At 63.3% G+C, this 25,371-nt stretch carries 22 protein-coding genes and 2 tRNA genes; 22 read left to right on the top strand and 2 right to left on the bottom strand.

Annotated elements, in window-relative coordinates; all coding sequences use genetic code 11:
- Positions 1-77 precede the first annotated feature (77 nt).
- The 16 genes from CON77_RS05815 (at position 78) to CON77_RS05740 (ending at position 19,212) form a co-directional block, all read left to right on the top strand.
- A tRNA-Trp gene (locus CON77_RS05815) sits at positions 78-153 on the top strand.
- A gap of 113 nt (positions 154-266) precedes the next feature.
- A complete protein-coding gene (gene secE / locus CON77_RS05810; protein WP_101048193.1) occupies positions 267-647 on the top strand; it encodes a preprotein translocase subunit SecE in 381 nt (126 codons plus the stop codon).
- 2 nt (positions 648-649) lie between these two features.
- Complete coding sequence (gene nusG, locus CON77_RS05805) at positions 650-1,228, top strand: transcription termination/antitermination protein NusG (RefSeq protein WP_101048192.1); 579 nt, start codon at positions 650-652, stop codon at positions 1,226-1,228.
- Between the two features lie 219 nt (positions 1,229-1,447).
- On the top strand, positions 1,448-1,879 hold the full coding sequence (rplK, locus tag CON77_RS05800; RefSeq protein ID WP_101048191.1) for a 50S ribosomal protein L11: 432 nt from the start codon (positions 1,448-1,450) through the stop codon (positions 1,877-1,879).
- Between the two features lies 1 nt (position 1,880).
- A complete protein-coding gene (rplA, locus tag CON77_RS05795; protein ID WP_101048190.1) occupies positions 1,881-2,576 on the top strand; it encodes a 50S ribosomal protein L1 in 696 nt (231 codons plus the stop codon).
- Positions 2,577-2,809: 233 nt separating this feature from the next.
- Complete coding sequence (gene rplJ, locus CON77_RS05790) at positions 2,810-3,310, top strand: 50S ribosomal protein L10 (protein ID WP_101048189.1); 501 nt, start codon at positions 2,810-2,812, stop codon at positions 3,308-3,310.
- Between the two features lie 41 nt (positions 3,311-3,351).
- Positions 3,352-3,726, top strand: coding sequence for a 50S ribosomal protein L7/L12 (gene rplL / locus CON77_RS05785; RefSeq protein ID WP_101048188.1), 375 nt, complete (start codon positions 3,352-3,354; stop codon positions 3,724-3,726).
- Between the two features lie 258 nt (positions 3,727-3,984).
- Positions 3,985-8,100: a DNA-directed RNA polymerase subunit beta gene (gene rpoB / locus CON77_RS05780; protein ID WP_101048187.1), complete on the top strand. Its 4,116-nt coding sequence runs from the start codon at positions 3,985-3,987 to the stop codon at positions 8,098-8,100.
- Between the two features lie 26 nt (positions 8,101-8,126).
- Positions 8,127-12,338: a DNA-directed RNA polymerase subunit beta' gene (gene rpoC, locus CON77_RS05775; protein ID WP_101048186.1), complete on the top strand. Its 4,212-nt coding sequence runs from the start codon at positions 8,127-8,129 to the stop codon at positions 12,336-12,338.
- Positions 12,339-12,491: 153 nt separating this feature from the next.
- Positions 12,492-13,085, top strand: a complete 594-nt coding sequence (locus tag CON77_RS05770) for a LemA family protein (RefSeq protein ID WP_101048185.1) — start codon at positions 12,492-12,494, stop codon at positions 13,083-13,085.
- A 10-nt stretch (positions 13,086-13,095) separates the two neighbouring features.
- Positions 13,096-14,145, top strand: a complete 1,050-nt coding sequence (locus CON77_RS05765) for a M48 family metalloprotease (protein ID WP_101048184.1) — start codon at positions 13,096-13,098, stop codon at positions 14,143-14,145.
- Positions 14,146-15,483, top strand: coding sequence for a 16S rRNA (cytosine(967)-C(5))-methyltransferase RsmB (rsmB, locus tag CON77_RS05760; RefSeq protein WP_101048183.1), 1,338 nt, complete (start codon positions 14,146-14,148; stop codon positions 15,481-15,483).
- On the top strand, positions 15,443-16,129 hold the full coding sequence (locus tag CON77_RS05755) for a DUF4390 domain-containing protein (RefSeq protein ID WP_101048182.1): 687 nt from the start codon (positions 15,443-15,445) through the stop codon (positions 16,127-16,129). Before rsmB ends, CON77_RS05755 begins: the two co-directional genes overlap by 41 nt.
- Positions 16,126-18,393: a sensor histidine kinase gene (locus CON77_RS05750; RefSeq protein WP_101048181.1), complete on the top strand. Its 2,268-nt coding sequence runs from the start codon at positions 16,126-16,128 to the stop codon at positions 18,391-18,393. The genes CON77_RS05755 and CON77_RS05750 overlap by 4 nt, the downstream gene beginning before the upstream one ends.
- A gap of 29 nt (positions 18,394-18,422) precedes the next feature.
- Positions 18,423-19,112: a response regulator gene (locus CON77_RS05745; protein ID WP_101048180.1), complete on the top strand. Its 690-nt coding sequence runs from the start codon at positions 18,423-18,425 to the stop codon at positions 19,110-19,112.
- A 24-nt stretch (positions 19,113-19,136) separates the two neighbouring features.
- Positions 19,137-19,212: transfer RNA gene (locus CON77_RS05740), tRNA-Phe, on the top strand.
- Between the two features lie 317 nt (positions 19,213-19,529).
- Here CON77_RS05740 and CON77_RS05735 read toward each other — a convergent pair.
- Both CON77_RS05735 and CON77_RS05730 read right to left on the bottom strand, forming a co-directional pair.
- Positions 19,530-20,210, bottom strand: a complete 681-nt coding sequence (locus tag CON77_RS05735) for a hypothetical protein (RefSeq protein ID WP_369407342.1) — start codon at positions 20,208-20,210, stop codon at positions 19,530-19,532.
- Positions 20,211-20,470: 260 nt separating this feature from the next.
- Positions 20,471-21,715, bottom strand: a complete 1,245-nt coding sequence (locus tag CON77_RS05730; RefSeq protein WP_101048179.1) for a hypothetical protein — start codon at positions 21,713-21,715, stop codon at positions 20,471-20,473.
- A 216-nt stretch (positions 21,716-21,931) separates the two neighbouring features.
- Between CON77_RS05730 and CON77_RS05725 the strand changes: the two genes are divergently transcribed.
- The 6 genes from CON77_RS05725 to CON77_RS05700 all read left to right on the top strand — a co-directional run.
- Entirely contained in the window at positions 21,932-22,279 is a 348-nt protein-coding gene (locus CON77_RS05725) for a helix-turn-helix domain-containing protein (RefSeq protein ID WP_101048178.1), read from the top strand.
- On the top strand, positions 22,276-23,187 hold the full coding sequence (locus CON77_RS05720; protein WP_232788419.1) for an ImmA/IrrE family metallo-endopeptidase: 912 nt from the start codon (positions 22,276-22,278) through the stop codon (positions 23,185-23,187). The genes CON77_RS05725 and CON77_RS05720 overlap by 4 nt, the downstream gene beginning before the upstream one ends.
- 191 nt (positions 23,188-23,378) lie before the next feature.
- Positions 23,379-23,984 (top strand): hypothetical protein, encoded by a 606-nt coding sequence (locus CON77_RS05715; protein WP_101048177.1) that lies wholly within the window; start codon positions 23,379-23,381, stop codon positions 23,982-23,984.
- Between the two features lie 146 nt (positions 23,985-24,130).
- On the top strand, positions 24,131-24,340 hold the full coding sequence (locus CON77_RS05710) for a hypothetical protein (protein WP_101048176.1): 210 nt from the start codon (positions 24,131-24,133) through the stop codon (positions 24,338-24,340).
- Between the two features lie 14 nt (positions 24,341-24,354).
- The gene (locus CON77_RS05705; RefSeq protein ID WP_101048175.1) at positions 24,355-24,822 is read left to right on the top strand and encodes a DUF2924 domain-containing protein; all 468 of its coding nucleotides are present in this window, start codon (positions 24,355-24,357) and stop codon (positions 24,820-24,822) included.
- On the top strand, positions 24,819-25,371 hold a 553-nt coding region (locus CON77_RS05700; RefSeq protein ID WP_198552279.1), incomplete at its 3' end, for a recombinase family protein. The genes CON77_RS05705 and CON77_RS05700, both read left to right, overlap by 4 nt.

Raw genomic sequence — 25,371 nt, 5'->3', positions numbered from 1 at the left:
CTTCGCCATCCGTGAAGGCGGTCGCACCGTCGGCGCCGGCGTCGTGGCCAAGATCATCGACTGATTTTTGAGTCAGTAGGGGTATAGCTCAATTGGCAGAGCGTCGGTCTCCAAAACCGAAGGTTGTAGGTTCGATTCCTACTGCCCCTGCCACCCGGCAGTAAGCGATAGCACTATCGATTGCCCAAGTGGTTGTAAAGCCCGCCGAAGTCGAAAGACCTCTGGTGGGCTTGTTTTCTAGTGCGCAGGATTGGGGTACGGGGCAGATGGCCACCACTGATGTACAAACCGTCGGCACCGGTGCCGACAAGGCCAAGCTGGCGTTCGCAGCATTCCTGCTGCTCGCCGGCTTTGTGGCGTTTTACTTGCTGTCTGCCCAGGGTGCCTTGGCGCAGTGGGCGGCCCTGTTGGTGGGTGTGGCTGCGGCCGTGGCGGTGTTCGGTGTGTCCGACGCGGGCCGCCGTCTGGTGGCCTATGGCAAGGACTCCTGGAAAGAAGTCAAGAAGGTGGTGTGGCCGACGCGGCGCGAGGCCACGCAGATGACCGCCTACGTGTTTGTGTTTGTGTTTGTGATGGCCCTGTTCCTGTGGCTCACCGACAAGACCCTGGAGTGGGTGTTGTACAGCCTGATCCTGGGGTGGAGATAACTATGAGCGAATCGACAGTGGTTTCCCCCATGAACGCGGCCCCCGCCGAGGGCATGCGCTGGTACGTGGTGCATGCCTATTCCGGCATGGAAAAAGCGGCCGAGCGCAACATCCTGGAGCGCGTGCAGCGCGCCGGCATGCAGGACAAGTTCGGTCGTATCCTGGTGCCGACGGAGGAGGTGGTCGAGGTCAAGAACGGCCAGAAGCGCACCACCGAGCGAAAATTCTTCCCTGGCTACGTGCTGGTGGAGATGGTGATGGACGACGACACTTGGCACCTGGTGAAGAACACCAGCAAGGTGACCGGTTTTGTGGGCGGCGCCCGCAACCGGCCGACGCCGATCTCGGAAGACGAAGTGCAGAAGATCGTCAGTCAGATGCAGGAAGGTTCGGACAAGCCGCGCCACAAGGTGGAGTTCATCACCGGCGAGTACGTCCGCGTCAAGGAAGGTCCGTTCACCGACTTCAACGGCACTGTCGAGGAAGTCAATTACGAGAAGAACAAGTTGCGCGTGTCGGTCACGATCTTCGGTCGCGCCACGCCGGTCGAACTCGAATTCAACCAGGTCGAGAAGACCTGAGTGTCAGCCGCGCGCCGCCGGGGCTTGCGCTCCAGGTGGTTGGGCTTGTATAATTCCAAATTCCGCCGAAGCGAGTGATCGCCTTGGCGTTTTTTGCTGGCGCTGTCGATCCGGTGCTGGCGGTCCGAGTCCTGGTGGCTTGGGTTGAACATGGATCTTTACCGCGAGGAGGTGGCTGGCCCAGTGGCTGGCGGCCGTTAACACTCGCAGGAGTCAAACATGGCGAAGAAAATCGTCGGCTTCATCAAGCTGCAAGTGCCGGCTGGTAAGGCCAACCCCTCTCCCCCGATCGGTCCGGCGCTGGGTCAGCGCGGCCTGAACATCATGGAGTTTTGCAAGGCGTTCAACGCCCAGACCCAGGGCGTCGAGCCCGGTCTGCCGCTGCCGGTGGTGATCACCGCCTTCGCGGACAAGAGCTTCACCTTCATCATCAAGACCCCGCCGGCCACCACGCTGATCAAGAAGGCGATCAAGCTGGACAAGGGCTCTTCGGTGCCGAACAAGCAAAAGGTGGGCAAGATCACCCGCGCCCAGCTGGAAGAAATTGCCAAGACCAAGCTGAAAGACATGAACGCCGTCGACATCGAAGGCGCTGTCAAGACCTTGGCTGGTTCCGCCCGTTCCATGGGCGTGATTGTGGAGGGCGTGTGACATGGCCAAGCTGACCAAGAAACAACAGGCCCTGCAGGGCAAGGTCGAGTCGACCAAGCTGTACCCCATCGGTGAAGCCTTGGCCCTGGTCAAGGACTGTGCCAGCGCCAAGTTCGACGAATCGATCGACGTGGCCGTGCAGCTGGGCGTGGACGCCAAGAAGTCCGACCAGGTGGTGCGTGGCGCCGTGGTGCTGCCCAACGGCACCGGCAAGACCAAGCGCGTCGCCGTGTTCGCCCAGGGTGCCAAGGCCGAAGAGGCCAAGGCCGCTGGCGCCGACGTGGTGGGTTTTGAAGACCTGGCGGCCGACGTCAAGGCCGGCAAGATGGACTTCGACGTGGTGATTGCCTCCCCGGACGCGATGCGCATCGTCGGTACCCTGGGTCAGATCCTGGGTCCGCGTGGCCTGATGCCGAACCCCAAGGTCGGCACCGTCACCCCCGACGTGGCCACTGCTGTGAAGAACGCCAAGGCCGGTCAGGTGCAGTTCCGCGTGGACAAGGCCGGTATCGTGCATGGCACCATCGGCCGCCGTTCTTTCGACGCCGACAAGCTGCAGGGCAACCTGGCTGCGCTGATCGACGCCCTGAACAAGGCCAAGCCGGCTTCGTCCAAGGGTCAGTACCTGCGCAAGGTCGCCGTGTCGTCCACCATGGGTGTGGGCGTGCGCGTGGAAGTGGCTTCCATCGCGGCTTGATCGCGTGAGCAATTGGGGTGCCTTCGGGTGCCCGAGGTGGTGGGTTCCGGTGGCTTTGGCTGCCGGAAGCCATCCAAGACCGCTGGTGCGCTGTGTCCCCGGGTGCAGCGCTTAATGCAAGTGACGCCAGCGCAGATGGCGATCCCGCCGCAGATGGATCTGTTCCAAATACGGTTGGTCGCTGCAAGAAGGTGCAGGGAAGGTTTTCGACCCTGCTTTTTAAGGAGTAGACCTTGAGTCTGAATCGCAGTGAGAAGCAGGCCGTCATCGATGAGGTGTCGGCACTCGCCGCTAAAGCTCAAACGCTCGTGATGGCGGAATACCGCGGCATCACGGTCGCTGCCCTGACCCAGTTGCGCGTTGCCGCCCGCAGCCAAGGTGTGAGCCTGAGTGTTCTGAAGAACACCCTGGCCCGCCGCGCTGTGACCGGCACTGGCTTCGAGGCAGGCGCCGACCAGATGACCGGTCCGTTGATCTACGGCTTCTCGGAAGACGCTGTGGCCGCCGCCAAGGTGGTGGCCGACTTTGCGAAAACCAACGACAAGTTGGTGATCCGCGGTGGCGTGTATTCCGGCAAGGCCTTGGACGCGAATGGCGTGAAGCAACTGGCAAGCATCCCTTCCAAGGAAGTGCTGCTGGCGCAATTGCTGGGCTTGATGCAATCCCCCATCTCCCGCACCGCCCGTGTGCTGGCCGCTCTGGCCGAGAAAAAGGGCGAGGCACAGGCGGCCTGAGGCACCCTGTCCCCCGACCAATCGTTATTTAGGAAATCAAAATGGCATTCGACAAAGACGCATTTTTGACCGCTCTGGACAGCATGAGCGTCATGGAACTCAACGACCTGGTGAAAGCCATCGAAGAGAAGTTTGGCGTGTCCGCTGCAGCCATGGCTGCTCCGGCCGCTGGCGGTGGCGCTGCTGCCCCGGCCGCTGAAGAGAAGACCGACTTCGACGTGGTCCTGCAAGAAGCCGGCGCCAACAAGGTGTCCGTCATCAAGGCCGTGCGCGAAATCACCGGTCTGGGCCTGAAAGAAGCCAAGGACCTGGTGGACGGCGCTCCCAAGACCGTCAAGGAAGCCATGCCCAAGGCCGACGCCGAAGCCGCCAAGAAGAAGCTGGAAGAAGCCGGCGCCAAGGCCGAACTCAAGTAATTCGGCTTTGCTCCAAGGCTGGAAGGTCCGCAAGGGCTTTCCAGCCTTTTGGCGCTTCAGAGTGCACAGCCAAGCGGGTGTCCTGCCCGTTTGGCCGTGTCTTCTGACCCCGACTGCAGAAGACGGCTTGGTTCGGGTCCGCGTGCAATGCGCGGACCGTCCGCCACAGACTGGTAGAGGCCAGTCGCCAAGACGCAGGGGCGCGCCCACACGCGCTGCTGTCGATCAGTCGCCGCAGACCTCAAGCCCGGAGATCTCATGGCTCAATATTCATACACCGAACGCAAACGCATCCGCAAGAGCTTTGGCAGCCGCGAAAACGTGCTGGAAATTCCATACCTCCTGCAGATGCAGAAGGACGCGTACACCGCGTTCCTGCAAGCCGAAGCCGCCCCGCGCAAGCGGGCCGCCGAGGGCCTGCAAGCCGCGTTCGAGTCGGCCTTCCCCATCGTCTCGCACAACGGTTTTGTCGAGATGAAGTTCGTCGAGTACAACCTGGCCAAGCCGGCGTTCGACGTGCGCGAATGCCAGACCCGGGGTTTGACGTTCGCATCGGCCGTGCGCGCCCGTGTGCAACTGATCATTTACGACCGCGAGTCCTCGACCAGCCAGTCCAAGGTGGTCAAGGAAGTGAAAGAGCAAGAGGTCTACATGGGCGAAGTGCCCCTGATGACCGACAAGGGCTCCTTCATCATCAACGGCACCGAGCGCGTGATCGTGTCGCAGTTGCACCGCTCGCCCGGTGTCTTCTTCGAGCACGACAAGGGCAAGACGCACAGCTCGGGCAAGCTGTTGTTCAGCGCCCGCATCATTCCCTACCGCGGTTCCTGGCTGGACTTCGAATTCGACCCGAAGGACCTGCTGTACTTCCGCGTCGACCGCCGCCGCAAGATGCCGGTCACCATCCTGCTCAAGGCCATCGGCCTGACGCCGGAAACCATTCTCGCCAACTTCTTCGTCAACGACCACTTCCGCCTGATGGACAGCGGCGCGCAGATGGCCTACGTGTCCGAGCGCCTGCGCGGCGAGGTGGCGCGTTTCGACATCACCGACAAGAGCGGCAACGTGGTGGTGGCCAAGGACAAGCGCATCACCGCGCGCCACACCCGCGAGCTGGAGCAGTCCGGCACCACCCACATCAGTGTGCCGGAAGACTTCTTGCTGGGCCGCGTGGTCGCCAAGAACGTGGTGGACCCGGACACGGGTGAGATCATCGCCAAGGCCAACGACGAGCTGACCGAAGCGCTGCTGAAGAAGCTGCGCAGCGCCGGCATCCAGGAACTGGCCTGCATCTACACCAACGAGCTGGACCAGGGCGCCTACATCAGCCAGACCCTGCGCACCGACGAAACCACCGACGAGTTCGCCGCGCGCGTGGCCATCTACCGCATGATGCGCCCCGGCGAGCCGCCGACCGAGGACGCGGTGCAGGCCCTGTTCCACCGCCTGTTCTACAACCCGGACACCTACGACCTGTCGCGCGTGGGCCGCATGAAGTTCAACGCCCGCGTGGGCCGCGACGAAGCCACCGGCCCCATGGTGCTGTCCAACGAGGACATCATGGCCGTGGTCAAGATCCTGGTGGACCTGCGCAACGGCAAGGGAGAGGTGGACGACATCGACCACCTGGGCAACCGCCGCGTGCGTTGCGTCGGCGAACTGGCCGAGAACCAGTACCGCACCGGTCTGGCCCGCATCGAGAAGGCCGTGAAGGAGCGTCTGGGCCAGGCCGAGCAAGAGCCGCTGATGCCGCACGACCTGATCAACTCCAAGCCGATTTCTGCGGCCTTGAAGGAGTTTTTCGGCGCGTCCCAGCTGTCGCAGTTCATGGACCAGACCAACCCGCTGGCCGAGATCACCCACAAGCGCCGCGTCTCGGCCCTGGGCCCGGGCGGTCTGACCCGCGAGCGCGCCGGCTTCGAGGTGCGCGACGTGCACGTGACCCACTACGGCCGCGTCTGCCCGATCGAAACGCCGGAAGGCCCGAACATCGGCCTGATCAACTCGCTGGCCCTGTACGCCCGCCTGAACGAATACGGTTTCATCGAAACCCCGTACCGCCGCGTGGTGGACGGCCAGGTGACCAACCAGATCGATTACCTGTCGGCCATCGAGGAAGGCAAGTACGTGATCGCCCAGGCGAACGCGACGCTGGACGCCGAAGGCCGCCTGACCGGCGAACTGATCTCCGCCCGTGAAAAGGGCGAATCCATCCTGACCAGCGCCGACACCATCCAGTACATGGACGTGTCGCCGGCGCAGATCGTCTCGGTGGCGGCGTCGCTGGTGCCCTTCCTGGAGCACGACGACGCGAACCGCGCGCTGATGGGCGCCAACATGTCGCGCCAGGCCGTGCCCACGCTGCGCCCGGAAAAGCCGATGGTCGGCACCGGCATCGAGCGCGTGGCCGCGATCGACTCCGGCACCGTGGTCACCGCCAAGCGTGGTGGTGTGGTCGATTACGTGGACGCGACCCGCATCGTGATCCGCGTCAACGACGCCGAGGCCGTGGCCGGTGAAGTGGGTGTGGACATCTACAACCTGATCAAGTACCAGCGTTCCAACCAGAACACCAACATCCACCAGCGCCCCATCGTCAAGAAGGGCGACCTGCTGGCCAAGGGCGACGTGATCGCTGACGGTGCGTCGACCGACCTGGGTGAGATCTCGATCGGTCAGAACATGCTGATCGCCTTCATGCCCTGGAACGGCTACAACTTCGAGGACTCGATCCTGATCAGCGAGCGCGTGGTGTCGGAAGACCGCTACACCTCCATCCACATCGAGGAACTGGTGGTGATGGCGCGCGACACCAAGCTGGGCGCGGAAGAAATCACCCGCGACATCCCCAACTTGGCCGAGCAGCAGCTGAACCGCCTGGACGAGTCCGGCATCATCTACGTCGGTGCCGAGGTGCTGCCGGGTGACGTGCTGGTGGGCAAGGTGACGCCGAAGGGCGAAACCACGCTGACGCCGGAAGAGAAGCTGCTGCGCGCCATCTTCGGCGAGAAGGCGTCCGACGTGAAGGACACCTCGCTGCGCGTGGACCAGGGCTCCAGCGGTACCGTGATCGACGTGCAGGTCTTCACCCGCGAAGGCATCACGCGCGACAAGCGCGCCCAGCAGATCATCGACGACGAACTCAAGCGCTTCCGCCTGGACCTGAACGACCAGCTGCGCATCGTGGAAGCCGACGCCTTCGACCGGATCGAGAAGCTGCTGATCGGCAAGGTCGCCAACGGCGGCCCGAAGAAGCTGGCCAAAGGCACCACCTTGGACAAGGCCTACCTGGCCGACGTCGAGAAGTACCACTGGTTCGACATCCGCCCGGCCGACGAGACCGTGGCCGCGCAGCTGGAGTCGATCAAGAACTCCATGGAGCAGACGCGCCACAGCTTCGACCTGGCGTTTGAAGAAAAGCGCAAGAAGCTCACGCAAGGCGACGACCTGCCAGCCGGCGTGCTGAAGATGGTCAAGGTCTACCTGGCGGTCAAGCGCCGCCTGCAGCCCGGCGACAAGATGGCCGGTCGCCACGGCAACAAGGGTGTGGTCTCCAAGATCACCCCGGTGGAAGACATGCCCTACATGGCCGACGGCACCCCCGTGGACATCGTGCTGAACCCGCTGGGCGTGCCGTCGCGCATGAACATCGGTCAGGTGCTGGAAGTCCACCTGGGCTGGGCCGGCAAGGGCTTGGGCCAGCGCATCGGCGACATGCTGCAGCGCGAAGCCGCCACCACCGAGATCCGCGGCTTCCTGGAGCAGATCTACAACCGCGCCGGCCGCCAGGAAAACCTGAACGACCTGTCGGACGCCGAAGTGCGCTCCATGGCGCAGGAACTGACCAAGGGCGTGCCCTTCGCCTCGCCGGTGTTCGACGGAGCCTCGGAAGACGAGATCCGCGACATGCTCAAGCTGGCCTACCCGGACGACATCGCCAAGGCCAAGGGCCTGACGCCGACCCGCACCCAGGCCCAGTTGTACGACGGACGCACCGGCGACGCCTTCGAGCGCGTCACCACCGTCGGCTACATGCACTACCTCAAGCTGCACCACCTGGTGGACGACAAGATGCACGCCCGTTCGACCGGTCCGTACAGCTTGGTCACCCAGCAGCCGCTGGGCGGCAAGGCGCAGTTCGGTGGTCAGCGTTTCGGGGAGATGGAAGTGTGGGCGCTGGAAGCCTACGGCGCTTCCTACATCCTGCAGGAAATGCTCACCGTCAAGTCCGACGACGTGCAGGGCCGCACCAAGGTGTACGAGTCCATCGTCAAGGGCGAGCACGCGATCGACGCCGGCATGCCGGAATCGTTCAACGTGCTGGTCAAGGAAATCCGCTCGCTCGGTATCGACATCGAGCTGGAACGCTCCTGATTCACTGAAGTAAAGGAAAGCAGACTATGAAATCCTTGCTCGACCTGTTCAAGCAGTTCACGCCCGACGAGCATTTCGATGCCATCCGCATCGGTCTGGCCTCGCCGGAAAAAATCCGCTCCTGGTCTTTCGGTGAAGTCAAGAAGCCGGAAACCATCAACTACCGCACCTTCAAGCCCGAGCGTGACGGTCTGTTCTGCGCCAAGATCTTCGGCCCCATCAAGGACTACGAGTGCCTGTGCGGCAAGTACAAGCGCCTGAAGCACCGTGGCGTGATCTGCGAGAAGTGTGGCGTGGAAGTGACCCAGACCAAGGTGCGCCGCGAGCGCATGGGCCACATCGACCTGGCCGCGCCCTGCGCCCACATCTGGTTCCTGAAGTCGCTGCCGTCGCGTCTGGGCATGGTGCTCGACATGACGCTGCGCGACATCGAACGCGTGCTGTATTTCGAAGCCTACGTGATCGTGGACCCGGGCATGACCCCGCTGAAGAAGTTCAGCATCATGTCCGAGGACGACTACGACGCCAAGGTCAAGGAATACGGCGACGAGTTCGTGGCCAAGATGGGCGCTGAAGGCATCAAGGAACTGCTCGAGTCGATCGATATCGACACCGAGATCGAGAAGCTGCGCAACGACCTGACCGGCTCCGAGCTGAAGATCAAGAAGAACGCCAAGCGCCTCAAGGTGCTGGAAGCCTTCAAAAAATCCGGTATCAAGCCCGAGTGGATGGTGCTGGACGTGCTGCCCGTGCTGCCGCCGGACCTGCGTCCGTTGGTGCCGCTGGACGGCGGCCGCTTCGCGACCTCCGACCTGAACGACCTGTACCGCCGCGTCATCAACCGCAACAGCCGCCTGCGTCGCCTGCTGGAACTGAAGGCCCCGGAAATCATCGCGCGCAACGAAAAGCGCATGCTGCAGGAAGCCGTGGACAGCCTGCTGGACAACGGCCGCCGTGGCAAGGCCATGACGGGCGCCAACAAGCGTGCCTTGAAGTCGCTGGCCGACATGATCAAGGGCAAGAGCGGCCGCTTCCGCCAGAACTTGCTGGGCAAGCGGGTGGACTACTCGGGCCGTTCCGTCATCACCGTGGGCCCGACCCTCAAGCTGCACCAGTGCGGCCTGCCCAAGCTGATGGCGCTGGAGCTGTTCAAACCCTTCATCTTCGCCAAGCTGGAGAACATGGGCATCGCGACCACCATCAAGGCGGCGAAGAAGGAAGTGGAAGCCGGCACGCCGGTGGTGTGGGACATCCTGGAAGATGTCATCAAGGAACACCCGGTGCTGCTGAACCGCGCACCGACGCTGCACCGCCTGGGCATCCAGGCGTTTGAGCCCATCCTGATCGAAGGCAAGGCGATCCAGCTGCACCCGCTCGTCTGCTCGGCCTTCAACGCCGACTTCGACGGTGACCAGATGGCCGTGCACGTGCCGCTGTCGGTGGAAGCGCAGATGGAAGCCCGCACCCTGATGTTGGCCTCCAACAACGTGCTGTTCCCGGCCAACGGCGAACCATCGATCGTGCCGTCGCAAGACGTGGTGCTGGGCCTGTACTACACCACCCGCGAGCGCACCAACGGCAAGGGCGAAGGCATGATCTTCACCGACGTGATGGAGGTGCAGCGCGCCCTGGACGCCGGTGTGGTGGAGCTGACCGCCAAGATCAGCGTGCGCCTGACCGAGTACGTCAAGGACAAGGACAGCGGCGAATTCACCCCGGTGACCAAGCTGGTGGACACCACCGTGGGCCGTGCGCTGCTGAGCGAAATCCTGCCCAAGGGCCTGGCCTTCGAGAACCTGAACAAGGCGCTCAAAAAGAAGGAAATCTCCAAGCTGATCAACACCAGCTTCCGCAAGTGCGGCCTGAAGGACACCGTGGTGTTCGCCGACAAGCTGCTGCAGAACGGTTTCCGCCTGGCCACGCGTGCGGGTATCTCCATCGCGGTGGACGACATGCTGGTGCCGGCCGAGAAGCACACCATCATCGAGCGCGCCGAAGCCGAGGTGAAGGAAATCGCCCAGCAGTATTCGTCCGGTCTGGTGACCGCGGGGGAGCGCTACAACAAGGTGGTGGACATCTGGGGCAAGGCCGGTGACGACATCTCCAAGGTCATGATGGATCACCTGAAGAAGGAAAAGACCATCGACCGCAACGGCAAGGAAGTGGACCAGGAGTCGTTCAACTCCATCTACATGATGGCCGACTCCGGCGCCCGCGGTTCCGCGGCCCAGATCCGCCAGCTGGCCGGCATGCGCGGCCTGATGGCCAAGCCGGACGGCTCCATCATCGAGACCCCCATCACGGCGAACTTCCGTGAAGGTCTGAACGTGTTGCAGTACTTCATCTCCACCCACGGCGCCCGCAAGGGTCTGGCCGACACGGCGCTGAAGACCGCGAACTCCGGTTACCTGACCCGCCGTCTGGTGGACGTGACCCAGGACCTGGTGGTGACCGAAGAGGATTGCGGCACCTCCAACGGCACGCTGATGCGCGCCATCGTCGAGGGCGGTGAGGTGATCGAGTCGCTGCGCGACCGCATCCTGGGCCGCACCACGGCCGAAGAGGTGCTGAACCCCGAGAACCAGAACGTGCTGATCCCGGCCGGCCAGATGCTGGACGAGGACGCCTGCGACCTGATCGACCAGATGGGCGTGGACGAGGTGCGCGTGCGCACCGCGCTGACCTGCGAAACCCGCTACGGTCTGTGCGCCAAGTGCTACGGCCGCGACCTGGGCCGCGGTGGCTTGGTGAACACCGGCGAAGCCGTGGGTGTGATCGCCGCCCAGTCCATCGGTGAACCGGGTACCCAGCTGACGATGCGCACCTTCCACATCGGTGGTGCGGCCTCGCGTGCGGCGGTGGCCTCCAGCGTGGAAGCCAAGTCCAACGGCATCATCGGCTTCAACGCCACGATGCGTTACGTGACCAACACCAAGGGCGAACTGGTGGTGATTGCGCGTTCTGGCGAAATCATCATCCAGGACGAGCACGGCCGCGAGCGCGAGCGCCACAAGGTGCCGTACGGCGCCACGCTGACGATCAAGCCCGACCAGACCATCAAGGCCGGCACCGTGCTGGCCAACTGGGACCCGCTGACCCGCCCCATCATCACCGAATTCGCCGGTGTGGCGAAGTTCGAGAACGTGGAAGAGGGCCTGACGGTGGCCAAGCAGGTGGACGACGTGACCGGCTTGAGCACCCTGGTGGTGATCGACCCGAAACGCCGCGGCTCGGCCAAGGTGGTGCGTCCGCAGGTCAAGCTGATCGACGCGCAGGGCCACGAAGTGAAGATCCCGGGCACCGACCACTCGGTGACCATCGGCTTCCAGGTGGGCGCACTGATCCAAGTGCGCGACGGCCAGGACGTGGGCCCCGGCGAGGTGCTGGCCCGCATCCCGGTCGAAGGCCAGAAGACCCGCGACATCACCGGCGGTCTGCCGCGTGTGGCCGAGCTGTTCGAAGCCCGCAGCCCGAAAGACAAGGGCATGCTGGCCGAGATCACCGGCACCGTGTCCTTCGGCAAGGAAACCAAAGGCAAGGTGCGTCTGCAGATCACCGACCCGGACGGCAAGGTGTGGGACGAACTCGTGCCCAAGGAAAAGAACATCCTGGTGCACGAAGGCCAGGTGGTCAACAAGGGCGAGAGCATCGTGGACGGCCCGGCCGACCCGCAGGACATCCTGCGTCTGCTGGGCATGGAAGAGCTGGCCCGCTACATCGTCGATGAGGTGCAGGACGTGTACCGACTCCAGGGCGTGAAGATCAACGACAAGCACATCGAAGTGATCGTGCGCCAGATGCTGCGTCGCGTGGTGGTGGAAAACGCCGGCGACTCCAGCTACATCAACGGCGAACAGGTCGAGCGCTCCGAGATCCTCAACACCAACGACGCGCTGCGCGCCGATGGCAAGACCCCGGCGACCTACAGCAACATCCTGCTGGGCATCACCAAGGCGTCCCTGTCGACCGACTCGTTCATCTCGGCGGCTTCCTTCCAGGAAACCACCCGAGTGTTGACCGAAGCGGCCATCATGGGCAAGCGCGACGAACTGCGTGGTCTGAAGGAAAACGTGATCGTCGGCCGTTTGATCCCGGCCGGTACCGGTATGGCTTTCCACGACGCGCGCCGCGTCAAGGAGCACATGGACGAGGAAGAGCGCCGCGCGATCGCCGAGGCCGATCAGGCTTCCCTGGCGGCCGACCAGGCCGAGGCGAGCGACGCGCAAGCCGCCGAGTAAGCCCGCACCACCGTTGCCCGTTCGCGGGCAGCGGGGCTTGCATCCCACCCCGTCCGGTCTGCGCCGGACGGGGTTTTTTCATGGGGCCTGGGTTACAGTGGGGGCACTTTTTGCACCTGCGGGGCTGGCCCGCCTTTCTGCACAGGAGCCGACATGTCTGTATTTGCTGGGGTGGTGCTGGCCGTGTTGGCGGTGGCCGTCTTCTGGGCCGTGGGCGCCTACAACCGCCTGATGCGCCTGAAAAACCAGGTGGCCAACGCGTTCGGTCAGATCGACGTGCAGCTCAAGCGGCGCTACGACCTGATCCCCAACCTGGTGGAAGTGGCCCGCAAATACCTGGCGCACGAGGCCCAGACGCTGGAGGCGGTGATCGCGGCCCGCAACCAGGCCCGCAGCGCCGAGCAGGGGGCCGCGGCCCAGCCTTTGAGCGCCGGCGCCCTGGGGGCGCTGGCCGGGGCCGAGCAGGTGCTCGGCGGGGCCCTGGGGCGCTTGTTCGCGGTGGTGGAAGACTACCCCGAGCTGAAGGCCGATGCGTCCTTGCGCGAATTGCACGAGGAGCTGACCCACACCGAAAACCGGGTCGGTTTCGCGCGCCAGGCGTACAACGATTTCGTGCTGGAGTACAACGACGCGGCCCTGCATTTCCCGACCATCGTCGTCGCCCGGCTGCTGGGCTTCACGCCGCTGGACATGCTCGCTGCCACCACCAGCGAGGCCGAGCGCCAAGCGCCCAAGGTCGAACTCTGATCGGGCCTGGATGCGGTTTTTCGAGTTCCAGCGCGACGCGCGCGGCCAAACCCGGCGCCTGCTGTTCTGGTTCGCGCTCATGGTGTTGCTGCTGGTGCTGGCCATCAACGCGGTGCTGGCGCTGGCGTGGTGGCTCACCGTTGGCGGTGGCTTGGGCCTGCCGCGGCACTTTGTCGCGGTCAACACCGGGGTCACCCTGCTGTTCGTGCTGGGGGGCTGGTGGGTGGAAACCTCTCAGCTGGCCGGTGGCGGCGTGCGCCTGGCCGAGCGCCTAGGGGCGCGGGCGGCGCGGCCCTCGTCCGGCGGCGACGAGCAGCGCTTCGTCCACGTGTTGCAGGAACTGGCCATCGCCGCCGGCATGCGCCCGCCGCAGTCCATGGTGCTGGCGCGCGAGCATTCCATCAACGCCTTTGCCACCGGCTGGGACGCCGACGACGCGGTGGTCGCGGTGACCCAGGGCACCCTGGAGGCCTTGACCCGGGAAGAGCTGCAGGGCGTGGTGGCGCACGAGTTGAGCCACATCCGCGAAGGCGACACCCGCCTGAACATGCGCCTGGCCGGCATGGTGTTCGGCCTGGAAATGATCTACCGCCTGGGGCAGAGCCTGACCGCGCCCGACGAGCACGGGCGCCGGCACCTGGGCTTCCTGCTCGGGCTGGCCATCATGTCGGTCGGCTGGCTGGGCTGGCTGGCCGGCCACGCCCTGCAGGCCGCCGTGTCGCGGCAGCGCGAATTCCTGGCCGACGCCCGCTCCGTGCAATGGACCCGCAACCGCGAAGGCCTGGGGCGCGTGTTGCGCAAGGTGCTGGGGCAGAGCCAGGCGGGCACCGCGCCCGAGCCGGTGCGCCAGCCCCTGGTGCAGCACATGCTGCTGGTGTCGGGCGAGTCCGGGCGGCTGGCCCGGTGGTTCGACGCCCACCCGCCCCTGGCCCAGCGCATCGAGCGCATCTACGGGGGCCGGATGCCCGCCCTGGCGCCGCAGGATGGCCGGGAGGCCACCGATCCCCCTCGACCTTTTGCCGATACCCAAACGCTGGCCCGTGGCCCGCTTCCGCTCTGAATGACCGACGCTCCCCCCCTGTCCGAACAACTCGCCGCGGCCGCTCAGGTGCTGCACGCGGTGCAGCAAGGCCGCTCCCTGACCGACGCCCTGCCCAAGGTGGCCCCCGAGCTGCGCCCCGGCGTGCAGGCGCTGGTCTACCACGCCCTGCGGCACTGGGGGGAGGCCCGGGTGCTGACGCGGCTGCTCGCCGAGCGCCCGCCCAAACCGGTGGTGGCCGCCTTGCTCGGGCTGGCGCTGACCATGTTGCCCGAAGACGACACCAGTGCCGCCGCCCACTACGCCCCGCACACGGTGGTGGATCAGGCGGTGCGCGCGGCCGAACGCTTGCGCGGAGCTGCCGGGGCCGGGGGCTTTCTCAACGCCTGTCTGCGGCGTTACCTGCGCGAGCAGAGCACCCTGCTTGGCGAGGCGCGGCAAGACGCCGAGGCCCGCTGGAACCACCCTTTCTGGTGGGTGCAGCGCCTGCGCCGCGACCACCCGCAGCATTGGCAGGCCCTGCTGCAGGCCAACCAGCAGGCCGCGCCCATGGTGTTGCGTGTCAACCGCCGCCACCAGACCCGCGACGCCTACCTGGCGCGCCTGCACGCCGCAGGCTTTGAGGCCCAGGCCCTGGGGCCCGATGGGGTGGTGTTGGCGCGCGCCGTGCCGGTGGAGCGCCTGCCCGGCTGGGGCTGGGGCGATGTGTCGGTGCAGGACGGTGCGGCCCAACTGGCCGCGCCGCTGCTGCTCCAGGGCGCCGGCTTGTCCGCCGGCGCGCGGGTGCTGGACGCCTGTGCCGCTCCCGGTGGCAAAACCGCCCACCTGCTGGAAAGTGCCGACCTCGACGTGTGGGCCCTGGACGTGGACCCGCAACGCGGCGAACGCATCCGCGAGAACCTGGGCCGCCTCGGTCTGCAGGCCCACGTGCTGGCGGCCGATGCCGCCGACACCGACCGCTGGTGGGACGGCGAACCGTTCGACGCCATCCTGCTCGACGCGCCCTGCACCGCCTCCGGCATCGTGCGGCGCCACCCCGACGTGCGCTGGCTGCGGCGGCCCGAAGACGTGGCGCAACTGGCGCAGCAGCAACTGCGCCTGCTCGACGCCCTGTGGCCCGTGCTGCGTCCCGGTGGACGCTTGCTGTACTGCACCTGCTCCGTGTTCCGGGCTGAAGGCGAATCGCAGATGGCGGCGTTCCAGCAACGCCACCCGGCGGCGCGGCGCCTGCCGGCCCCCGGCCACCTGTTGCCGGGCCAGTCTGTGCCGGTGGCGCAAGGCGACACGGCCATGAACGACAATCTCGCGTGTGGACTGGATGGCTTTTACTACGCCCTGTGGGAAAAACCCGCCGCTTGAGGCCGGCGGCTGGCGCGTCCTGCGCCGCTGGCTGGCGCGCTGCTGCGGCGGCCTGGGGCTGTTCGTGGGCGTCTGGCTCTGGCTGGCGCTGCCGGCCCTGGCCCAGGACGCCGGCCTCCAGGCCACGCTGGAGCGCCAACCCGATGGGCTCTACCTGTCGGCCCGCGCGCCGCTGGTCCTGCCGCCTGGCTTGGAAGAGGTCTTGCGGCGGGGCGTGCCCCTGCACTTCGTCTGGCAGGCCGAGGTGCGCCGCAGCCGCTGGTACTGGACCGACCAACGCATCAGTGGGGCAAGCCGGGTCGCACGGCTGGTCTACCAGCCGCTGACGCGGCGCTGGCGGGTGAGCATGGGCTCGGGGCCGCTGGAGGCGGCCGGCTTGAGCAACGCCCTGCACCAGAACCTGGAAACCCTGGACGAGGCTTTGTCGGCGGTGCTGCGCGTCACCCGCTGGCGCGTGGCCGCCGCCGCGGACCTGTCCGCCGAAGCGGGGCGCGACAAGCTGGATGTCGAATTCCGGCTCGACAGCGGCCTTTTGCCCCGCCCCGTGCTGATCGGGGAAGCCGCGGACGACGCGATGCGCATCCTCCGCCAGACCCTGCCCGTGCCCGCCGACACCGTGGCCGTGCCGAAAGCCGCCAGCGAATGAGCGCCGGACAGGTGTCGATGAGCGCCTCCGGGCGCCGCTGGCTGCTCGGGCTGGCCCTGGTCTTCATGGGCGGCGTGGCCCTGGTGCTGTTTTTCCTGCTGGCCCTGGCCACCGACCACCGCACCTTCCAGGGGCAGGACTACACCAAGCTGCTCTGGCTCAACGTCGGGGTGGCGGCGGTGCTGGGGGCGGTGCTGCTGTGGCTGGTGGTGCGCCTGGCGGTGCGCCTGCGGCGCAAACGCTTCGGCAGCCGCCTGCTTCTCAAGCTCGCCGCGATTTTCGGTCTGGTGGGCCTGGTGCCGGGCCTGCTCATCTACACCGTGTCCTACCAGTTCGTCTCCCGTTCCATCGAGACCTGGTTCGACGTGCGCGTGGAAAGCGCCCTGTCGGCCGGTCTCAGCCTGGGGCGCACCACCCTGGACACCCTCAGCACGGACTTGGCCGGCAAGACCCGCGCGGCCGCCGGCTCGCTCGGGGGGGTGTCCGACGTGCAGGCCGCCCTGGCCCTGGAGCGTTTGCGCGAACAACTGCAGGTGAGCGATGCCATCCTGTGGAACGGGGCGGGCCAGGCCTTGGCCAGTGCCGGCGAATCGCGTTTTCGCCTCACCCCGGACCGGCCGGCGGCGGCCCTGCTGCGCCAGGTGCGCAGCGAGCGTTCCGTGGCCTGGCTGGAGGGGCTGGAGGAACTGGAGGCCCTGGGCGATGCGCGCCAGGTGTTGCAGCTGCCACAGGCGGCCCTGCCCCGGGTGCGGGTGCTGGCGCTGGTGGCCCCCGCGGGCTTCGGTTTGGGCAGCGACGCGCGCTTCTTGCAGGTGACCGCGCCGGTGCCGGCCGCGCTGGTGGCCGACGCCCTGGCCGTGCAGGTGGCCAACCGCGAGTACCAGGAGCGCGCCCTGGCGCGCGAGGGCTTGCGCGGCATGTACATCGGCACGCTCACCCTGGCCCTGTTCCTGTCGGTGCTGGGGTCGGTGCTGCTGGCCGTGCTGCTGGGCAACCAGCTGGTGCGCCCGCTGCTGGTGCTGGCCGAAGGCATGCGCGACGTGGCCCGCGGCGACCTGACGCCCAAAACCGCCCTGTCCCAGCGCGACGAACTGGCTGGTTTGACCCGCACCTTCGCCCACATGACCCAGGAACTGGCCGATGCGCGCCAGGCCGTGCAACACAGCATGGGCCAGGTGGACGCGGCGCGCGCCAGCCTGCAGACCTTGCTGGACAACCTGACCGCCGGGGTCGTGGTGCTGGACACGGCGCAGTCCATCCTCAGCGCCAACCCCGGAGCCACGCGCGTGCTGCGTGCACCCGTGGCCGCGCACCTGGGCCAGCCGCTCGCCCAGGTGCCGGGGCTGGAGGCCTTCGGGGCCTGGGTGCAGCAGCAGTTCGACCGTTTTCTCTCCGACCAGACCCACCAGGAAGGTGGGCACTGGCAGCAGTCCTTCGAACTGGACGCCGACACCGGGACCCACGCCGAAACCGACCGCGGCATCACCCTGATCGCGCGCGGCGCCTTGCTGCCCAATGGCGAGCACCTGCTGGTGTTCGACGACGTGTCCGACATCATTTCGGCGCAGCGTGCCCAGGCCTGGGGCGAGGTCGCGCGCCGCCTGGCCCACGAAATCAAGAACCCGCTCACCCCCATCCAGCTGTCCGCCGAACGCCTGGCCATGAAGCTGGAACCCAAGGTCACCGGACCCGACCTGGCCGTGCTGCACAAATCGGTCAAGACCATCGTTGACCAGGTCGATGCCATGAAGCGCCTGGTCAACGAGTTCCGCGACTACGCCCGCCTGCCCGCGGCGCAGTTGCAGCCGGTCCAGCTCAACGCCCTGGTCGGTGACATCGCCGGGCTGTACGACGCCGCCGAGGTGCCTCTGGTCCTCGAACTGGACCCGGCCTGCCCCGAGGTGCTGGCCGACCCGCAGCAGGTGCGCCAGGTGGTCCACAACCTGGTGCAGAACGCCCAGGACGCGACCCCGCCCGGGGCCGGGCCGGTGCTGCTGCGCACTCGGGTGTCCGACAGCGGCCGCTGGGTGCGCCTACAGGTGCTCGACCGTGGCCCGGGATTTGCTGAGGCCATCCTCAAGCGGGCGTTCGAGCCCTACGTCACCACCAAGGCCAAAGGCACGGGCCTGGGGCTGGCCGTGGTCAAGAAGATCATGGACGAACACGGTGGCCGGGTCGACATCGCCCACCGGCAGGACGGCGGCGAGGTGCGCGGTGCGCAAGTCTCGCTATCATTCAAGGTTGCAAATATGCAACACGCTTGAGCATTGCACAGAAAGCAGAACCGCACACCATGGCAAACATACTGGTGGTTGACGACGAACTCGGGATCCGGGACCTGTTGTTCGAGATCCTGAACGACGAGGGGCACACGGTCGAACTGGCCGAGAACGCCGCGCGCGCCCGGGAGTTGCGCGCCCTTGGCCGGCCCGATCTGGTCCTGCTCGACATCTGGATGCCCGACACCGACGGCGTGTCTCTGCTCAAGGAATGGTCGTCCAGTGGCCTGCTGACCATGCCGGTGATCATGATGAGCGGCCACGCCACCATCGACACCGCGGTGGAGGCCACGCGCATCGGCGCCATGGCGTTTCTGGAAAAACCCATCACCTTACAAAAGTTGCTGCAGGCGGTGGAAAAAGGCTTGAACAAGGCCGCGCCTCGGACGCCGGCGCCGAAACCAGCGGGTACCGCGGTGTCGCCCCTGGCCGATGTCCTGTCCGAGCCGGCCGGTCTGGTGCTCGAGGCCGTGGCCTTGTCGGTGACCGAGGTCGAGCCTTCGGTCCAGCCTTTCGACCTCGACGTGCCCTTGCGCGACGCCCGTGACGCGTTCGAAAAAGCCTATTTCGAGTTCCACTTGGCCAAGGAAAACGGCTCCATGACCCGCGTGGCCGAGAAGACCGGGCTGGAGCGCACCCACCTGTACCGCAAGCTCAAGCAGTTGGGTGTCGATCTTTCGCGCTCCAAGCGCCATGGCGGCTGAAAGCTGTGTTATAGTAACGGTCTTGGCCCGGTAGCTCAGTTGGTAGAGCAGCGGATTGAAAATCCGCGTGTCGATGGTTCGATTCCGTCCCAGGCCACCATATCAAGACGCCCAACTGTTCTCAGTTGGGCGTTTTCATTTTGGCGACCGCAAGTTGGTGCGGGGTCCGGCACGATTCTACGTGTGCCATGCCCCTCCAGCATCCGAGCCGGTAACGGCCCCCGAATCTCATACTCCGCTCTCTCTTCTCACAAAACTTCTGCGAACACTGACGAAGTGGCACACGCAGAACGCCTTATGTGGCAATGACTTATGCGTGTGTCGCATACGAAGGTTTTGCGTTCGACTTGCTGAGGCAAACCATGTGGTTTGTGTGTTGTCACACACAACGCGTTGAGGAAATGCCCGAAAAAGTAGTCACTCCACAGCACAAGGCAACGCGTAGAGACCTTGCCGCTGCTGAGTGACCACCAACTTTTTATAAGCCATCAACGGAAGGTCAGCTCCAGCTTTTCCCTTGTCACGTGACTTCACCTTGAACACATCGATCGGTTTGTCGCTTTGCAAACCGGCGCGCTCCATGATTCGCTCGGCTCGCATGGGCTCACCCTTGAACGACCAAAGCGACCCAAAAACGGAGGCCTGAGCCTCGGTGAGGTTGATGTGGCCAAGCTCTGGTAACAGCACCGAGCGGAAGTCCTCAGCAAAGGGGCCGTAAACCGGTTTAGCGGGCTCACGTTGCGTTTCTGTGGGGCGTTGGCCCTGTGGGGCAATAAATGAGATTCCGCCGCCGTAAAAGGCAAACCGCTCCTGGAGCGGTAGCCAATCTATGTCAGCGGCAAATGGGTGTGCGGTCTGGTCGATAGGTTTGGGCGTGATCACCCGCAACCTAGAGGCGTTGACTCGCAGCGCATCGAGGGTCGCCGGTGCATGAACCAAGCCGGACAAGTTGCGAGCCAGAATGACAGGTCCTTGTCGTGCATCGCCTAGCCGCCAGACGCCAGGACCGACTAGATCGATTCCATCGCGGCTGTTGATCTCCATTGCCATGCGCAATCTTTGTCGCAACCAATCCTCGTTGAGCGTGACGGCTGCCATGTCCTGTGGCTCGAGCTGGATCGGACCGCATTCAGGGCATTGGCAAAGTCTGCCCCCCTTGCCATCAGCAACGACCTGCCCCCGATGCAAGTTGCAGTATGGGCAAAGTGCGTATTGCTGATTGACGGTAGCAGGCTTTATAGCGGAGCCTAGCAGTGAGCATGCCGCAAGCTCGTTCGGAGACAGCGCGTACCGAAATACGGGCGTTCCCTCAGCGAACAAGCGGCACACCAATGACCATGCGTGATGCGCAGTCACGCTCACTCCTGGAACGCCGGTTCGGACTGAAATGCGTCCTCACCGGGTTGCTGCTCGTTGGCACTGAGCGTTTGACCCGCATCAAGGATACCAAGGGTCACGAGGTAGCCCTCCAGTTGAGCTTGCATCTTGGCGTCGAACTTGTGAAGGTTCAGCCGCCCTTTGCGGGTGATCTCGATGGTGATGACCTTCGATCGCATCTTGCCCGGCTGTGGGGGGTAGTACAGATTGATGTGCGCCGAATTGATCTGCCAGTTGCGCTTGAGCGGGTTCTCGCTGGGGAATGCTTCAGCGATCAATTCGGTCACGCACTGTTGGTCGCTTGATGCTGTTGCGGTGCATTCGATCTTGAGATCACCATGTGGACTGAGCAGGGACAGTGCCTTGACCTGGACAGCCATGAAGCCGTCGGTCGTCAAGGCTTGAGGTACATCGAAACCCAGTCGGAGTGCAGACAGATCAAGGGTGGGCGGTTTGATGCGGTGGGCCTCCACCTTGACGCCCAGCAAGTGCTCTGAGAAGGCCTCGAGCAGCATGGTGTGGTACTTGACTCCGCCTTTGACCAGTGAGCGAGCGACACCGGTCTTGGCTGAATACTCCAGCACCATGTGAATGTTGGGATTGCCGACGCGGCGAGTCAGGTTCGAGCCTTCGAACTCGAGGCGCAACATCGCCAGGTCCTTCACATGAACAGTCAACAGGTAGACATCCGGGGAGCGCTCCAGAACATAAGCCACGCTGCCGTCACCGCACTGCAACTCCCGCTGGTAGAACGCCGAGATGGCTTGCCGCATTCCGAGCAAGGCTGCCTCAGACGTGTCGGGTTTGCGTTTCACCCCAAGTTCATTCTGCTGAGCCTGTGATCCATGGCGTTCGAAGAAGTCAACGTCACCGGCTAGGTCAAAGAGTGCTGGGTAATTCACATACAGCCAGAACGAACGATGGATATCGCTTTGGTTGGAAACTAGCCCCATAAGGGCGACGCCATCCTGCCTTGCAACCTGGAACATCGCTTGTTTACCAGCCGCATCCCCAAGTGCAACACTGGCCATCAATTTGGCAATGAGCGCGTCTCGAGCAATTTCGTCTGGCCATGTCCGGATCGCTTCAATCACGGTCCGGGTGACCTCTTGGCCATCCGACCAAGACAGATCGTCGGGCAACGGCAGACCGTTAGCTGCCAGGAAGTTTTGGAGAGTGTTGTCTACGGGCAGCTCCAGCAGCACATCGACAAAGGTTTTTTTCATTTTCTTGGTCCTTATGAAATGTCGGTGTTCTGCGTGCAGGGGATGCTGGCGCTGGCCGACGGGTGGTAAACAAATACCCCATCAAAGTAAAGTGGCGAGATACAACGTAATTGTGTCCCGCTTATTTCCGCTTGTCAAACTACGTAGAACATCTGGGTGAATGTGTATCTCAGTGCTATACTTTGAGGCTGACTTGATTCAGACAGGAGCTTTTCCATGGCATCGACCCTAGGAGCGCGTTTACGGCGTTTACGAGAGGCCAAAAAGCTGACGTTGCAGCAGGTAGCCGACGCCGTTGGCTGTACCAAGGCGTACATCTGGGAACTGGAAATGAAGGAGGGGCAACGCCCTTCTGCCGAGCGGATTCATCTGCTGGCTAAGGTTCTAGGGGTCACGATGGAGGACCTGATGAACGAATCAAATGAGCAGGTTCCCCAAGCATCCGTTGAAGACGTGGCCTTCTTTCGCCAGTACGCTGGCATGACGGAAGAAGAAAAGCAGCGCTATCAACAAGCCCTCAAACTGATGTTCCCAACTGCGGGGCAAGAGGAAACCAAGAGTTGAGTGACAGCGCTCAACTGACCCCGAGCAAGGCAGCCAACACCATCCTGCGATGGATTCGCGTGGCCAGTGGGGAGACGGCTGCGTACACAGACCTCGACATGGTTCGAGAGGGGTTGCCTGGCACTCCCTACGGAGAAGGCGTCAAGATCATCAAGCCCCCCATGGCGTCTCCAGTGAGAAGCTCAGAGGGAATGCTGGTGTGCAACCCGAACGATCCAACCGAATGGGGCATCTTCGTTAATGAGGATGCCAGCCCTGAACGTCGTCGCTTCACGATCGCACACGAGCTGGGTCACTTTGTCCTCCACAGAGCCAAGCGGCGCACGTTCAACTGCGACAAAGCGGCGGTGCATTTGAGTCTGGAATCAGCCGGACTCATTGAGCGTGAGGCCGATGATTTCGCAAGCAACCTTCTGATGCCAGGGGATGTACTGCGTGAGCGTATTACGAGTCAAGACATCGACTTGCACTTGCTCAGTGGCTTGGCCAAGACCTTCGGAGTGTCCTTCGAGGCCTTGTGTATCCGCTTCATCAAGTACACAGACAAACGGGCCATCTTGCTGCACTGGGACAACGGCTTCCTCAAATATGAATGGCGCAGCAGGAGTGCTGTGCTGAGCAATGCACGCATTCGTCGATTGAGTGACCCAGTGGAGCCGTTGCGCGATACCGTTGCAGCAGATCCCACCATCGCCCAGGAGTGGAATGGCATTGAGATGTCTGCTGCCGTCTGGTGCGTTGGGGAGCAGCCGTACATGAAGCTTCAAGAGTTCAAGCACAGCTATGGCGTGCGTGATCGTGTGCTGACGTTGTTGATCCTTGAAGATGCTGAACCACGCAGGTGGGATAACTCGTGGAGCGATGAAGAGAGCTACGACAGCTTTGATAAGTTCGCATCGAGTGGGTAAATGCCAATTAGAAAATAGGCATATCATGAGGTCGGTGGTGTCTCATGCAGCGGCCCCAAATACCTCTTTGCCAGTGACTAGCCCAGCAATGGGTCGAATGGCTACATAGGGTAAAGGCCGACTGTGCTGTGGCTACATACTTCGCAACGGTGTGACACCACCACCCCTAATTTCCATTGCGCTTTTCAGTGATGCAAAACCTGCCCCCCATTTTGCTCAAGCAACTGAGGCGTCAACTCACCTTTCTTCGAAACTCTGCCGCTTCCTACGACGGTGGCTACCCGGAAGAAGCATTGCGCATTGGGGTGGTCATCCGAGTTTTGCTCCACGACACCAAGTACAGCACGTCGTTGTTGAAGCAGCTAGGACAAAAAGAATCTTTAAGGCTGATTTCAACCGCCAAAGAAGTTCCGGCGCATCTTCTGGCGGGAATTGATTTTGGTGAACTCTTGGCGGGAATGGTCATTGGCAAAGCCATCGCGTATTCCCCCGTGCCTGAAGGTATGCCAACGATTACGTGCTTGGACTGGTGGGAGCAACCTGTCTTTTTTCGTGACAACGTTATGTACGCCCGAAGGGATGTCGTGCTGTCCGCTGCCAACAAAGATGGCGGTGCACATGTGGATGAGCCCGACAAAAAATTGCTGGCACTTCAATCGGCGTTCTGGGAGATGTCCCAGACTCATGCGGATGGGCAGACCACAACCACGCCCCTTGAAGACAATCATTTTCGGATGCTGCGCAGATTTGCGGACGAGTTGCTGTTGAGCCCCGAATTGATCAATTTGACAGCCTGATTGCAGGGAAGCAGACGGAGTCATCAAGGCTGTGGGCGAATGTGCATCCCATTCTTCGCTCATCTACGAGCACGTTGGTTAAAACACGTTACACCAAGCGACATCGCCTCATAGCATGACAAGCGTTTTCTACTGGAACGCTAATCATGCAAAACAACAAACACATCTCAAATTTCGGGGCTGGCGCAGCCCCCCGACACCCGCAGCAAGAAGTCGTTGATCTAATCGCCGTGGCGCTGCTACGGCTGCGCGAAGCCGAGGCCTCGGCGCGGAATCTCTCACCTATTCGCAACAGTAGGGAGGTTTCACTTGGCTTCGCTGGCCAGAAGAGCGTGAATGCAAACACCGATCACTAACAAGGAGTTTGCACATGACGACACACGCACAACAATCAAAAACCATCTCGGTCGCTGCACAGGTCGGGCAGCTGGCACACCTGTCAATGCGCGACATCTGGGCTCTATGGGATGAGCACTTTGACGAGAGACCGCAGCACCATCACCGGACTTGGCTTGAGTCCCGCCTGGCATACAAGATTCAAGAAAAAGCATTCGGATCTCTTAAGCCAACGACGCGAAGAAAGCTGGAGGAAATCGGCGAAACAGGGCTACTGCCCAAGAGCATGCAAGGTGATGCAGATCGCTTGCTGCCTGGCACGATGCTCACCCGCTTTTATGACGACCAGGAGCATAAAGTCGTTGTGCGTGGCGTGCGCGATTTTGAATATCGGGGGCAGCGCTTTAAAAGCCTGTCGGCGATTGCACGCCTGATCGCGGGTTGCCCTTGGTCGGGACCTGCCTTCTTCGGATTGAAGTCCAACAAGAAGGAGGCTGCATGAGAACCGCACGAACAACAAACGCCGCTACCCCATCATTCATCCCAAAAAAGCGATGCGCCATCTACACGCGTAAGTCGACTGAAGAGGGGTTGGATCAGGAGTACAACAGCCTTGAGGCTCAACGTGATGCGGGCCTATCGTTTGTGAGCAGCCAACGTCATGAAGGCTGGCTGGCGCTGGATGACACATATGACGACGGAGGATTTTCCGGCGGCAACATCGATCGACCAGGGCTCAAGCGTTTGATGCAGGACATTGAAGCCAAGCGCATCGACGTTGTGGTGGTTTACAAGATCGACCGCCTCACGCGTAGCCTTCCAGACTTTGCCAAACTGGTGGAGGTGTTCGACCGCAACAACGTCTCGTTTGTATCGGTCACGCAGCAGTTCAACACGACAACATCGATGGGGCGACTCACGCTCAACATTCTGCTGTCCTTCGCTCAGTTTGAGCGTGAGGTCACGGGTGAGCGCATCAGAGACAAAATCGCAGCCAGCCCTGATGGCCACCCAAATTCCCCCGTCTATGGCCACCTCAAACTCCCCCACC

The organism is Macromonas nakdongensis (assembly GCF_002837145.1).
In the GTDB taxonomy this organism is placed as follows: Bacteria; Pseudomonadota; Gammaproteobacteria; order Burkholderiales; family Burkholderiaceae_C; genus Macromonas_B; species Macromonas_B nakdongensis.
Note: the sequence above shows the minus strand (reverse complement) of the source record. Positions and strands in the feature narration are given on the sequence as shown.